This is a genomic window from Stenotrophomonas sp. DR822 (assembly GCF_019793815.1).
GTDB classification, from domain to species: domain Bacteria; phylum Pseudomonadota; class Gammaproteobacteria; order Xanthomonadales; family Xanthomonadaceae; genus Stenotrophomonas; species Stenotrophomonas indicatrix.
In genome coordinates this window covers 4,374,915-4,388,124 of sequence record NZ_CP081826.1, presented here as the reverse complement: position 1 = coordinate 4,388,124, position 13,210 = coordinate 4,374,915, and the positions used below count along the sequence as shown (strand labels likewise).

Genomic DNA, 13,210 nt, shown 5'->3' with positions numbered 1-13,210 from the left:
CCGCACGAAAAGGCCTTGCTGCAGGACGGAATAACCAGATTCGGGTTTGCTGCGGTTTAGACGCCCTATTCAGTTCGCACCGGTATGGGCATCGCAGTCGCACAGCGTTGCCGACAGGATCGGCAAAACGTGTTACCGGAAGACACATGCGGCAACATCGGCGCGATTCCACAATCCTGAACTGGACGGTATAGTCCACCGCGTGAATCCGGCCTACCTTCCTGTCGCCCTCGACGCGCGTGATGAGCGCGTGTTCGACGCCGTGCGCGAACTGCTTGCCCAACAGGGCATGCAGATGAGCATGGACGCGGTCGCCCAGCAGGCAGGCTGCTCGAAACAGACCCTGTACTCGCGCTACGGCAACAAGCAGGCCCTGCTGCGGCGGGTGATGCAGCGCCATGTGGGCCACGCCACCGGGGCCATGCTGCGTGCACTCCGCGGTGACGACCTGCGTGGCAGCCTGCTGCAGTTCGCCACCGACTTCCTGGAGCACTTCAACCAGCCCCATGTCGGCCAGGCCTGCCGCCTGATCGCCGCCGATGCAGCACAGTTTCCCGAAGAGGCGCGTACGCTGTACCGGCATGGCGCCGGCGCGTTGACGCTTCATCTTGCTGAATGGATTGAAACCGTTTGCAGTCGCGGGCTGCTGCGGCATGACGACCCGCACTTCATGGCCGAACTGCTGCTGAGCATGATTGCCGGTCAGGATTTCGACAAACAGCGCTTCCATACCCCCCATCGTGATGACGCTGCATTGCGTCGGCGCTGGGCAGAGTTCTCCGTCGATGGCTTCCTGCGCGCATTCGCGCCGCAGCCCTCGCCGGCCCCGTCTTCAAACCAACCCCGGAGTTCCTCCTGATGACCGCCCCACTCCGCACCCTTGCCTTGACGTGCGCCGTCGCTGTCGCCGTAGCTGCCTGCAAGAAGCCGGAACAGCCGACGCCCCCACCGCCGGAGGTGGGCGTGATCGACGCCAAGCCGCAGACCCTGCCGCTGCAGCGCGAGCTGGTCGGTCGCCTGTCGCCGTTCCGCAGCGCCGATGTGCGCGCCCGCGTGCCCGGCGTGCTGCTCAAGCGCGTCTATCAGGAAGGCAGCGAGGTCAAGCAGGGCCAGACCCTGTTCCTGATCGACCCGGCGCCCCTGCGCGCCTCGCTCAACGCCTCCGAGGCCCAGCTGGCTTCGGCACGCGCGACCTACGCCAACGCCAAGGTCGCCGCTGACCGCGCCCGTTCGCTGGCGCCGCAGAAGTTCGTGTCCAAGGCAGACCTGGACAATGCCGAGTCGGCCGAGCGCACCGCGCTGGCCGCGGTCAAGCAGGCCGAAGCTGCGGTGACGTCCTCGCGCATCAGCCTGGGCTACACCGAAGTCACCGCGCCGATCAGTGGCGTGGCCAACAAGCAGCAGGTCACCGAAGGCGCACTGGTGGGCCAGGGCGATGTGACCCTGCTGACCACCGTGGACCAGCTCGACCCGCTGTACGTGAACTTCTCGCTGAGCGTGGATGAACTGACCCAGCTGCGTGCGCAGCAGGCCAAGGGCAACCTGGCCCTGTCCGGCGACGGCAAGGCCACGGTCAACGTCAAACTGGCCGACGGCAGCACCTACAGCGAGCCGGGCACGCTGGACTTCTCCTCGACCACGGTCGACCCGGCCACCGGCGCGGTGTCGCTGCGCGCGGTGCTGCCGAACCCGCAGAAGATCCTGCTGCCGGGCGCCTTCGTCAGCTTCCAGGCCAACCTGGGCGAGCGCAACAACGCCTACCTGGTGCCGCAGCAGGCCCTGCTGCGTGACACCAACGGCGGCTATGTGATGGTGGTGGGTGCCGACGGCAAGGTCGTCCGCAAGAACGTAAAGACCGACGGCGCGCAGAACGGCAACTGGCTGGTCAGCGAGGGCCTGGCCGCGGGTGACAAGGTAGTCGTCGCCGGCGTGCAGAAGGTCAAGGAAGGCGCGCCGGCCACGGCCAAGCCGTGGACCCCGGGCCAGGACGCCAACGGCAAGCCTGCCGCCGGCGGTGCTGCTGCGGGCGCGCCGGCCGCAGCCCCGACCGACGCCAAGGCACCGGCCAAGGCTGACCAGGCCGACAAGGCCGAGCCGGCCGCCACCGAATCGAACAAGCAGTAACGGGACCTTCCGTCATGCCTAAATTTTTCATCGAACATCCAGTCTTCGCCTGGGTGGTGGCGATCCTGATCTCGCTCAGCGGCGTGATCGCGATCCTCAACCTCGGCGTGGAGTCCTACCCCAACATCGCCCCGCCGCAGGTGACCGTCTCGGCCACCTACCCGGGTGCAAGTGCGGATACCACCGAGAAATCGGTCACCCAGGTGATCGAGCAGCAGCTGACCGGCATCGATCACCTGCTCTACTTCAGCTCCTCATCGGCCTCCAACGGCCGCGCCTCGATCACCCTGACCTTCGAGACCGGTACCGATCCGGACATCGCCCAGGTGCAGGTGCAGAACAAGGTCTCGCTGGCCACGCCGCGACTGCCTTCGGAAGTCACCCAGCAGGGTGTGGTGGTGGCCAAGGCCAACGCCGGCTTCCTGATGGTGGTGGCGCTGCAGTCCGATACGCCGACGATCAACCGTGACGCACTGAACGACATCGTCGGTTCGCGCGTGCTCGACCAGGTCTCGCGCATCCCCGGCGTCGGCAGCACCCAGCAGTTCGGTTCCGAGTACGCCATGAACATCTGGCTCAACCCGGAAAAGATGCAGGGCTATGGCCTGTCGGCCAGCCAGGTGCTGGCGGCGGTACGCGCGCAGAACGTGCAGTTCGCCGCCGGCGCACTGGGCTCCGACCCGTCGCCGGAAGGCCAGCACTTCACCGCCACGGTGTCGGCCGAAGGCCGCTTCAGCTCGCCGCAGGAGTTCGAGAACATCATCCTGCGCGCCAATGCCGATGGCTCGCGCGTGCTGTTGAAGGACATCGCCCGCGTCGCCTTCGGTGCCAACAACTACGGCTTTGATACCCAGTACAACGGCAAGCCCACCGGTGCCTTCGCCATCCAGCTGCTGCCGGGCGCCAACGCCCTGAACGTGGCCGAGGCAGTGCGCGGCAAGATGGACGAGCTGCAGCCCAGCTTCCCCGCCGGCGTCACCTGGTTCTCGCCGTACGACAGCACCACCTTCGTCAAGATCTCGATCCAGGAAGTGGTCAAGACCCTGTTCGAAGCGGTGTTGCTGGTGTTCCTGGTGATGCTGATCTTCCTGCAGAACTTCCGCGCCACCCTGATCCCGACCCTGGTCATCCCGGTGGCCCTGCTGGGTACGTTCCTGGGCATGTGGATGATCGGCTTCACGATCAACCAGCTGACCCTGTTTGCGATGGTGCTGGCGATCGGCATCGTGGTCGATGACGCGATCGTGGTGATCGAGAACGTCGAACGCATCATGACCGAGGAAGGCCTGGCGCCGAAGCCGGCCACGCAGAAGGCGATGACCCAGATCACCGGCGCGGTGGTGGCCATCACCGTCGTGCTGGCGGCGGTGTTCATCCCCTCGGCCCTGCAGGGCGGTGCGGCCGGTGAGATCTACAAGCAGTTCGCCCTGACCATCGCCATCTCGATGGCGTTCTCGGCGTTCCTGGCGCTGGGCTTCACCCCGGCGCTGTGCGCCACATTCCTCAAGCCGACGCACAACGACAACCCGAACATCGTCTACCGCACCTTCAACAAGTACTACGACAAGATCAGCCACACCTACGTGGGCCACATCACCTCGGCGGTGCGCCATGCACCACGCTGGATGATCCTGTTCGTGGTGCTGACCGCGCTGTGCGGTTTCCTGTTCACCCGCATGCCGGGCAGCTTCCTGCCTGAGGAAGACCAGGGCTATGCACTGGCGATCGTGCAGTTGCCGCCGGGCTCGACCAAGAGCCAGACCAACGAAGCGTTCGCGCAGATGCGCGGCATCCTGGAAAAGCAGGATGGCTACGAAGGCATGCTGCAGGTGGCCGGCTTCAGCTTCGTCGGCTCCGGCGAGAACGTGGGCATGGGCTTCATCCGCCTGAAGCCGTGGGAAGAGCGCAAGTTCACTGCTCCGGAATTCATCCAGAACATGAACGGCGCGTTCTACGGCATCAAGGAAGCGCAGATCTTCGTGGTCAACCTGCCGACCGTGCAGGGCCTTGGCCAGTTCGGTGGCTTCGACATGTGGCTGCAGGACCGCAGCGGTGCCGGTTACGAGCAGCTGACCCAGGCCCGCAACATCCTGCTCGGCCAGGCCGCGCAGAAGCCGGACCACTTGGTGGGCGTGCGCCCGAACGGCCTGGAAAACGCCCCACAGCTGCAGCTGCACGTGGACCGCGTGCAGGCGCAGTCGATGGGCATGTCGGTGTCGGACGTGTACAGCACCATCCAGCTGATGCTGGCCCCGGTGTACGTCAACGACTTCTTCTACGAAGGCCGCATCAAGCGCGTGACCATGCAGGCTGATGGTCCGTACCGCACTGGCCAGGAATCGCTGAAGAGCTTCTACAGCCCGTCCAGCCTGACCACCAATGCCGATGGCACCAACGCGATGATTCCGTTGAGCACGGTGGTCAAGTCCGAATGGGTCTCGGCACCGCCGTCGCTGAGCCGCTACAACGGCTACTCGGCGATCAACATCGTCGGCTCGCAGGCACCAGGCACCAGCTCGGGTGAAGCGATGCAGACCATGGAAGGCATCGTCAACGACGACCTGCCGGCCGGCTTCGGCTACGACTGGTCCGGCCTGTCCTACCAGGAAATCCTGGCAGGCAACGCCGCGACGCTGCTGCTGGTGCTGTCCATCGTGGTGGTGTTCCTGTGCCTGGCCGCGCTGTATGAAAGCTGGTCTATCCCGGTGGCGGTGCTGCTGGTGGTACCACTTGGCGTGCTGGGCGCACTCGCCCTGTCGATGATGCGTGGCCTGCCGAACGATCTGTTCTTCAAGATCGGCCTGATCACGGTGATCGGCCTGGCCGCGAAGAACGCGATCCTGATCGTGGAGTTCGCGGTGGAGCAGCGTGCGGCGGGCAAGACCCTGCGCGATGCCACCATCGAAGCGGCGCGCCTGCGATTCCGCCCGATCCTGATGACGTCCTTCGCGTTCATCATGGGCGTCATCCCGATGGCGATCTCCACCGGTGCTGGCGCCAACTCGCGTCACGCCATCGGTACCGGCGTGATCGGCGGCATGCTGTTCGCCACCCTGCTCGGCCTGCTGATGATCCCGGTGTTCTTCGTGGTCGTGCGCCGCATGCTCGGCGACAAGCTGGATGAACCGTCCAAGGAATTCCTCGGCCGCCAGCGTGATGCGGAAAGCGCCCACCGCCCGGATCGTTGATCCGACGGTGAGGTGAAACGCAAAAGGCCCCGGAGCGATCCGGGGCCTTTTTCTTTGCTGCTCTTCTGTAGAGCCGAGCCCATGCCCGGCCGTTCATGGCGGAGCGGGATTCGTCAACTGCGAGTGTCGCCTCTGACAGCCATGTGTGCCGATGGATCTCCAGATTGGGCGATGGATATCGTGATCGCCCTCGGCTTCTGGGCCATACGCGTCATCATCTGGCGCCATCAATCAGCAATTCCCATATCGCGCAATCCGTCACAACCTCCACCGGAACAGCGCTTTAACCAAAGGTCTCTACCACAGGAACATCAGGGGAGGTTCCCATGCGTAATTCGCTTGTCCCACGAGCTGTACAACTCCTTGCGCTGCTGGGGCTGAGCGCGTTTCTCTCACCGTTGGCACATGCCGCAGGCGTGCTGGTCTGTGACAACTGCACGGATCCCCGTGCGCTCGCGCTCACATCCGGCACCGGTCCCACCATCGTCGCAGATTTCAGCCAGCGCAGGCTTCATGGCTACGAGGTTGAGTACGACCGAGAGCTGCGCAGGTACCGGGCGGTCCGGATACCCGTGCCGGATCCGATTGTCGCGTCGTTCAACCGCATCATGGGGATGCTTGACCGGCGTGGCATCCGCACCGGTCAGAGGGGAGTGCAGTTCGAAATCCACCCTGACGACCCAGGCGCGGCCAATGGCATCGTCTTTCCCGATGAATTCAAGGGCCATAACGCACACGATATCGCCCAGATGGCGACCGCTCGGTTCCGACTTGAATCACAGATCGGTGAAGCGTTCACCGGTGCTACCACCAACTCCACCATCTGGAACAGCATGGCGACGTTTCTCTCTTCCATTGGCCTGAGCTTCGTCAGTAAGGCGCTTGGCATCGACGGAGCGATATACGTCATCACGTGGCGGGACGGTTCCAAGACAACTCTCCTCGTCCGCGCCGACTCCGTTAACGAAGCCAGATATGTGCAAGGCGGAAGCAAGGATGCACAGGGCAACCGCATCCCCGACGGCGCCGCCAGCAATCCGGATACTGCACAGGGCTTTGCTGGTGTCTATCAGTTCAACGACAAGGAGGCGATGCAACGCTGGATCGATACCGCACGCCTTTACGGTGTGACGGTCATCGAAGGCAGCGGCATTGCAGGCCAACTGGATTGTCGCTGGGACGGGCGGACATTGACCTGCGCAGGCAGGTGATCGGGTCGATCCGGGGCCTTTTTCTTTGCTGCCTGGTCGCTGCCAACCTTCGTTGGCACTCTCCGATTGGTGCCAACCAAGGTTTGCATCTGCCGAGCCTCAGCGCAGCAGCGCGATCATGGAGCAGGCAGCAACGATCACCAATGCAACCCATTGCATGGGCACGAAGAAGAAGTGATGGGGTGCGGCCTCCCCCTTCAGCCGCGGCGCACGGTTGAGCCACAGGCCCAGCAGCACGTTCACTGCCGCACCGATGCCACCACCCAGCAGCACCTGCTGCAGCGGGATGTTGCCCTTGGCGCCGTCGTGCGGGAAGAAGTACGCCAGCAAGAGGATGCCTGCGATCGGCGTGACCAGCGTCATGAAGCCCCAGCCGCGGTAGATCATGCGGTATCTCCAGAAAAACGATCCGCATTGGAGCAGCATGCATCCTGGCAGGCAAGAGGCGGGCACGCCATCTGGACACAACGCCATCCACGCATGGCGTGGACCTACTGGCCGCGCCGCCATTGCAGCGGCGCGGCACGGGACAATCAACGCAGTCCGGTTTCGTTGCGGGCAATCACCAGGCGCTGGATTTCAGAGGTGCCTTCGTAGATCTCGGTGATCTTGGCATCACGGAAGTAGCGCTCCAGCGGCATCTCCTTGGAGTAGCCCATGCCGCCATGGATCTGTACGGCCTGGTGGGTGATCCACATTGCCGCTTCCGAAGCGGTCAGCTTGGCGATGGCCGCCTCGTTGCTGAAGCGCTTGCCCTCGCCCTTCACCCATGCTGCACGCAGGGTCAGCAGCAGCGCCGCATCCAGCTTGCACTTCATGTCGGCAATCTTCGCCTGGGTCATCTGGAAGGTACCGATGGCCGCACCGAAGGCCTTGCGGTCCTTCACGTACTCCAGGGTCGCCTCATAGGCGGCACGGGCGATGCCGATCGCCTGCGAGGCAATGCCGATGCGGCCGGCGTCGAGTACGCCCATGGCGATCTTGAAGCCCTCGCCTTCCTGACCCAGCACGTCTTCGGGCTGCGCCACGTAATCGTTGAACTCGATCTCGCAGGTGGCCGAGGCACGGATGCCCAGCTTCGGTTCGGTCTTGCCGCGGCCGAAACCGGCCTTGTCGGTGTCGATCATGAACGCGGTGATGCCACGCGCGCCCTTGTCCGGCTCGCTCATCGCGAACAGCACGATGTACTTGGCCACCGGGCCGGAAGTGATCCAGCTCTTCTTGCCATTGATGACATAGCTGCCGTCGGCCTGCTTGACCGCGCGGCAACGCATGGCTGTGGCGTCCGAGCCCGACTGCGGCTCGGTCAGCGCGAATGCACCGATGGCCTCGCCTTCGGCGATGGCGCGCACGTACTTCTGCTTCTGCGCTTCGCTGCCATGGGTCAGGATGCCGTTGCAGAACAGCGAATTGTTGACCGACATGATGGTCGAATGCGCAGCATCACCGGCGGCGACCTCCACCATCGCCAGCACGTACGCGATCGGGTCCATGCCCGCGCCACCGTATTCGGTCGGCACTTCGATGCCCATCAGGCCGTTCTCGCCCAGCAGGCGGATGTTGTCCAGCGGGAACTCGCCGGTACGGTCATGGTGCTCCGCACTCGGGGCGATCTTTTCCTGCGCGATCCGGCGCGCAACGTCCTGCAGCATCAACTGCTCTTCGGTAAAGCTGAAATCCACAACACCCTCCCGGGAAAATGGTTCGCCGATTGTACCGGGGGCGGGGCATTGGCGGCTGACTCGGCCCTGGCGGCGGCTTGACCGGGCAGCCCCCGTCAGCGAATATATCTCTATATCGCGATAGGTAGATGTTTATGGATCTGGAAGACTGGTCGACCCGCCTGAAGGTGTTCGCCGATGCTACCCGTGTGCGCCTGCTGGCGCTGCTGGAGCAGGAAGAGCTGACCGTGGCCGAGCTTTCGGCCATCACCCGGTTGGCGCAGCCGCGGGTATCGACTCATCTGGCGCGCCTGAAGGAAGCCGGCCTTGTGCGCGACCGCCGTGCGGGCGTGTCGGCCTACTACCGCTTCGACGAAGCCCAGCTGGACCCGGCGCAGCGTGCATTGTGGCATGCCCTGAGCAACGGAAGCGACGACCCGTTGCTGCGCCAGGATGCTGAACGCGTAGCGGCGGTGCTCGCCCACCGCGCTGCCGACCAGAACTGGGCCGACAGCGTGGCCGGCGACATGGAGCGCCACTACTCCCCGGGCCGCACCTGGGAAGCGCTGGCGCGCACCGCGCTGCCATTGCTGGAAACCGGCGACGTGCTGGATATCGCCTCCGGCGACGGTGTGCTGGCCGAACTGGTCGCCCCGCACGCCCGGCGTTATGTCTGCATCGACACCAGCGCGCGCGTGGTGGCCGCCGCCAGCGAACGCCTGCGCCGCCTGCCGAACGTGGAAGTCCGCGAGGGCGACATGCATGCCCTGCCTTTCAAGGACCGCAGCTTCGACCTTGTGGTGCTGATGCACGCCCTGACCTACGCCAGCAAGCCGGCGCAGGCGGTCACCGAAGCCGCGCGCGTGTTGCGCCCGGGCGGTCGCCTGCTGCTGTGCAGCCTGGCCCGCCACGAGCACAAGGCCGCGGTCGATGCCTATGGCCACGTCAATCTCGGCTTCAGCGACAAGGAGCTGAAGAAGTTCGTCGACAAGGCCGGCCTGCAGGTCTCCAACCTGGAAACGGTCACCCGCGAAAAGCGCCCGCCGCATTTCGAAGTGATCTCGCTGATCGCCAACAAACCCTGAGGTCGACATGCCCGCCTTGCCCTGGTTGCACCCGCAACGCGTGGAATCACTGCTCGCTGCCCTGCGTGATCGGATCCTGATCATCGACGGCGCGATGGGCACGATGATCCAGCGCCACGGCCTGCAGGAAGAGGACTACCGGGGCGAGCGCTTCGCCGGCGGTTACGACCACGCCCATGGCCCCGGCTGCGACCACGGCGGCCCCCCGGAAGGCCACGACCTGAAAGGCAACAACGACCTGTTGCTGCTGACCCGGCCGGAGGTCATCGCCGGCATCCATACCGCCTACCTGGAAGCGGGCGCGGACCTGGTGGAAACCAACACCTTCAACGCCACCTCGGTCAGCCAGGCCGACTACCACCTCGAACACCTGGTGTACGAGCTGAACAAGGCCGGGGCCGCCGTCGCCCGTGCCTGCTGTGATGCGGTGGCGGCCACCACACCGGACAAGCCGCGCTTCGTCATCGGCGTGCTCGGCCCGACCAGCCGCACCGCCTCGATCAGCCCGGACGTCAACGATCCCGGCTTCCGCAACACCAGTTTCGATGAGCTGCGCGGCACCTACCGCGAAGCCATCGATGGCCTGATCGATGGTGGCGCCGACACGATCATGGTCGAGACCATCTTCGATACGCTCAACGCCAAGGCTGCGCTGTACGCCATCGAGGAGGCTTTCGATGCACGTGGCGCGCGGCTGCCGATCATGATTTCCGGCACCATCACCGATGCTTCCGGGCGCACCCTGTCCGGACAGACCGCCGAGGCGTTCCAGGCGTCACTCGCGCATGCACGACCGTTATCGATCGGCCTGAACTGCGCACTCGGCGCCGATGCCATGCGTCCGCACGTGGAAACCCTGTCGCAGGTGTCGGACTGCTACGTCAGTGCCCACCCCAACGCCGGCCTGCCCAATGCCTTCGGCGAGTACGACGAAACACCCGAGGAAATGGCCGCCACCCTGCGTGGCTTTGCCGAAGATGGCCTGCTCAACCTGGTCGGCGGCTGCTGTGGCTCCACCCCGGACCACATCCGCGCGATCGCACTGGCGGTGGCCGGGCTGCCGCCGCGCGCCCTGCCTGCCGCCCAGGTGCGGGCGGCATGAACACCTCCGCCCCCTCCCGCACGTCCCCCTGTTGCCGCTGAGTTGCCGCCGATCATGACGCCTGTCCGCCCTACCCGCCTGTCCGGCCTGGAACCACTGGTCATCACCCCGGATCTGCTGTTCGTCAATGTCGGCGAACGCACCAACGTCACCGGCAGCGCGCAGTTCCGCAAGCTGATCAAGGAAGGTCGTTACGAAGAAGCGGTGGACGTGGCCCGGCAGCAGGTGGCCAGCGGCGCACAGATCCTGGACGTCAACATGGACGAGGGCCTGATTGATTCGGAAGCGGCGATGACCCGCTACCTCAACCTGATCATGTCCGAGCCGGACATCGCCCGCATCCCGGTAATGGTCGATTCCTCCAAGTGGAGCGTGATCGAAGCCGGCCTGAAGTGCCTGCAGGGCAAGAGCGTGGTCAATTCGATCTCGCTGAAGGAAGGCGAGGAGCTGTTCCGCGAGCACGCGCGCAAAGTGCTGCGCTACGGTGCGGCCGCAGTGGTGATGGCCTTCGATGAGAGCGGGCAGGCCGACACCTGCGCGCGCAAGGTTGAAATCTGCACCCGCGCCTATCGCCTGCTGGTCGATGAAATCGGCTTCCCGCCACAGGACATCATCTTCGACCCGAACATCTTCGCCGTCGCCACCGGCATTGAAGAGCATGACAACTACGCGGTCGACTTCATCGAAGCCACCCGCATCATCAAGCAGACGCTGCCGCACTGCCATGTGTCCGGCGGCGTGTCCAACGTTTCGTTCTCGTTCCGCGGCAACGAAACCGTGCGCCAGGCGATCCACTCGGTGTTCCTGTACCACGCGATCGCCGCCGGCATGGACATGGGCATCGTCAACGCCGGCGCCATGCCGATCTACGACGAGCTGGAGCCGGAACTGCGCGAGCGCGTGGAGGACGTGATCCTCAACCGCCGCCGTGATGCCACCGAGCGCCTGCTTGAAATCGCCGAGCGCTACAAGGGCAGCAAGGGCGCGGCGAAGACCGAAGACCTGGCCTGGCGCGAGAAGCCGGTGGACGCACGGTTGGCGCATGCGCTGGTGCATGGTCTGGATGCCTGGGTCGACGCCGATACCGAAGAAGCCCGGCAACGTTCCAGCCGCCCGCTGGACGTCATTGAAGGCCCGCTGATGGCCGGCATGAACGTGGTCGGCGACCTGTTCGGTGCCGGCAAGATGTTCCTGCCGCAGGTGGTGAAATCGGCACGTGTGATGAAGAAGGCGGTGGCCTACCTGCTGCCCTACATCGAAGCCGAAAAGGCCCGCAGCGGCGACACCGCCAAGAGCAACGGCAAGATCATCATGGCTACGGTGAAAGGCGATGTGCACGACATCGGCAAGAACATCGTCGGCGTGGTGCTGGCCTGCAACAACTTCGAGGTGATCGATCTGGGCGTGATGGTGCCGGCGCAGAAGATCCTCGATGCCGCCCGCGAGCACCAGGCCGACATCATCGGCCTGTCCGGCCTGATCACGCCGTCGCTGGAAGAAATGAGCCATGTCGCCCGTGAAATGCAGCGGCAGGGCTTCGATCTGCCACTGATGATCGGCGGCGCGACCACCTCGCGTGCGCACACCGCGTTGAAGATCGACCCGCACTACAAAGCGCCGACGGTCTGGGTGAAGGACGCCTCGCGCGCCGTGGGCGTGGCGCAGTCGCTGATCTCGCGCGAGCTGCGCGATGCGTTCGTCGCCGCCAACGAGGCGGACTACGCCGAGATCCGCACCCGCCACCGCAACCGCGGTGACGCCAAGCGCCTGGTATCGCTGGAGCATGCACGCGGCCAGAAGTTCCAGTGCGACTGGCAGGCGTACACACCACCGGCACCGAAGCAGCCGGGCCTGCATGTATTCGATGATTACCCGCTGGCCGAACTGGTGCCCTACATCGACTGGACACCCTTCTTCCAGGCCTGGGAGCTGGCCGGCAAGTATCCGGCCATCCTCACCGATGAAATCGTCGGTACCCAGGCCAGCGAGCTGTACCGGGACGCGCGCGCGATGCTGGACCGCATCGTCAGCGGGAAGTGGCTGCGGGCCAGGGCCGTGTTCGGCCTGTGGCCTGCCAACAGCATCGGCGACGACGTACGCGTGCAGCATCCCGATGGCGAGGCCACCCTGCACTTCCTGCGGCAACAGGTGGACAAGCCGGCCGAACGCCCGGATTTCTGCCTCGCCGATTTCATCGCCCCGGCCGACAGCTGCAAGCAGGACTGGATCGGCGCCTTCGCAGTCACCGCAGGCATCGGTATCGACGCGCACGTGGCCCGTTTCGAGGCCGACCATGACGACTACAACGCGATCCTGCTGAAAGCCCTCGCCGACCGCTTTGCCGAAGCCCTGGCCGAACGCCTGCACCAGCGCGTACGCACCGGATTCTGGGGCTACGACCACGCCGAAACGCTCGACAACGAAGCGCTGATCGACGAAAAGTACCGCGGCATCCGCCCCGCGCCCGGTTACCCTGCCTGTCCCGAGCACAGCGAAAAACGCCGATTGTTCGACCTGCTGGGCGCTGAAACCAACGCCGGCATGCAGCTGACCGAAAGTTTCGCGATGCTGCCGACCGCGGCGGTATCGGGCTACTACTTCAGCCACCCGCAGAGCCAGTATTTCGTGGTCGGCCGCCTCGGTCGCGAGCAGGTCACCGACTACGCACGCCGCAAGGGCGTCGATCGCGCCCAAGCCGAACGCTGGCTGGCCTCCAACCTGGATTACGATCCGGAATGACACCGCGCGGCAACGGTCCAGCGACCGACTTCCATGCTGCACCAACACGCACCACGGGAGCCGGCGCCAACGCGGATCCCGCTACCGGCAACTGATCGCA

9 protein-coding genes are annotated in these 13,210 nt (G+C 64.9%); 7 read left to right on the top strand and 2 right to left on the bottom strand.

Annotation, left to right across the window (positions count from 1 at the left end):
* The first annotated feature begins 202 nt into the window (after window positions 1-202).
* From K5K93_RS19885 to K5K93_RS19870, 4 genes are all read left to right on the top strand, one after another.
* Complete coding sequence (locus K5K93_RS19885) at window positions 203-859, top strand: TetR/AcrR family transcriptional regulator (protein ID WP_093819059.1); 657 nt, start codon at window positions 203-205, stop codon at window positions 857-859.
* The gene (locus K5K93_RS19880; protein WP_093819058.1) at window positions 859-2,124 is read left to right on the top strand and encodes an efflux RND transporter periplasmic adaptor subunit; all 1,266 of its coding nucleotides are present in this window, start codon (window positions 859-861) and stop codon (window positions 2,122-2,124) included. Before K5K93_RS19885 ends, K5K93_RS19880 begins: the two co-directional genes overlap by 1 nt.
* 14 nt (window positions 2,125-2,138) lie before the next feature.
* Window positions 2,139-5,312, top strand: a complete 3,174-nt coding sequence (locus K5K93_RS19875) for a multidrug efflux RND transporter permease subunit (RefSeq protein WP_025876842.1) — start codon at window positions 2,139-2,141, stop codon at window positions 5,310-5,312.
* A gap of 326 nt (window positions 5,313-5,638) precedes the next feature.
* Window positions 5,639-6,523 (top strand): hypothetical protein, encoded by an 885-nt coding sequence (locus K5K93_RS19870; RefSeq protein WP_261311879.1) that lies wholly within the window; start codon window positions 5,639-5,641, stop codon window positions 6,521-6,523.
* Window positions 6,524-6,622: 99 nt separating this feature from the next.
* Here K5K93_RS19870 and K5K93_RS19865 read toward each other — a convergent pair whose 3' ends face one another.
* On the bottom strand, window positions 6,623-6,910 hold the full coding sequence (locus tag K5K93_RS19865) for a hypothetical protein (protein WP_093819056.1): 288 nt from the start codon (window positions 6,908-6,910) through the stop codon (window positions 6,623-6,625).
* 146 nt (window positions 6,911-7,056) lie between these two features.
* The gene (locus K5K93_RS19860; protein WP_032976311.1) at window positions 7,057-8,205 is read right to left on the bottom strand and encodes an acyl-CoA dehydrogenase family protein; all 1,149 of its coding nucleotides are present in this window, start codon (window positions 8,203-8,205) and stop codon (window positions 7,057-7,059) included.
* Between the two features lie 134 nt (window positions 8,206-8,339).
* Between K5K93_RS19860 and K5K93_RS19855 the strand changes: the two genes are divergently transcribed.
* Genes K5K93_RS19855 through metH form a run of 3 tightly spaced genes read left to right on the top strand, consistent with a single transcriptional unit; the run spans window position 8,340 to window position 13,110 of the window.
* The gene (locus K5K93_RS19855; RefSeq protein ID WP_025876836.1) at window positions 8,340-9,269 is read left to right on the top strand and encodes a metalloregulator ArsR/SmtB family transcription factor; all 930 of its coding nucleotides are present in this window, start codon (window positions 8,340-8,342) and stop codon (window positions 9,267-9,269) included.
* Window positions 9,270-9,276: 7 nt separating this feature from the next.
* Window positions 9,277-10,371 carry a homocysteine S-methyltransferase family protein gene (locus K5K93_RS19850; protein WP_222388889.1) on the top strand — a complete coding sequence of 365 codons (1,095 nt, stop codon included), beginning with the start codon at window positions 9,277-9,279 and terminating at the stop codon, window positions 10,369-10,371.
* Window positions 10,372-10,425: 54 nt separating this feature from the next.
* Window positions 10,426-13,110, top strand: a complete 2,685-nt coding sequence (gene metH, locus K5K93_RS19845; protein WP_222388887.1) for a methionine synthase — start codon at window positions 10,426-10,428, stop codon at window positions 13,108-13,110.
* Window positions 13,111-13,210: the final 100 nt, after the last annotated feature.

What these genes read in the sequence shown, in the direction of transcription:
- K5K93_RS19880 (WP_093819058.1), top strand. Translation starts at nt 859, where the DNA reads ATGACCGCCCCACTCCGCACCCTTGCCTTGACGTGCGCCGTCGCTGTC.
- K5K93_RS19875 (WP_025876842.1), top strand. Translation starts at nt 2,139, where the DNA reads ATGCCTAAATTTTTCATCGAACATCCAGTCTTCGCCTGGGTGGTGGCG.
- K5K93_RS19870 (WP_261311879.1), top strand. Translation starts at nt 5,639, where the DNA reads ATGCGTAATTCGCTTGTCCCACGAGCTGTACAACTCCTTGCGCTGCTG.
- K5K93_RS19865 (WP_093819056.1), bottom strand. Translation starts at nt 6,910, where the DNA reads ATGATCTACCGCGGCTGGGGCTTCATGACGCTGGTCACGCCGATCGCA.
- K5K93_RS19855 (WP_025876836.1), top strand. Translation starts at nt 8,340, where the DNA reads ATGGATCTGGAAGACTGGTCGACCCGCCTGAAGGTGTTCGCCGATGCT.
- K5K93_RS19850 (WP_222388889.1), top strand. Translation starts at nt 9,277, where the DNA reads ATGCCCGCCTTGCCCTGGTTGCACCCGCAACGCGTGGAATCACTGCTC.
- metH (WP_222388887.1), top strand. Translation starts at nt 10,426, where the DNA reads ATGACGCCTGTCCGCCCTACCCGCCTGTCCGGCCTGGAACCACTGGTC.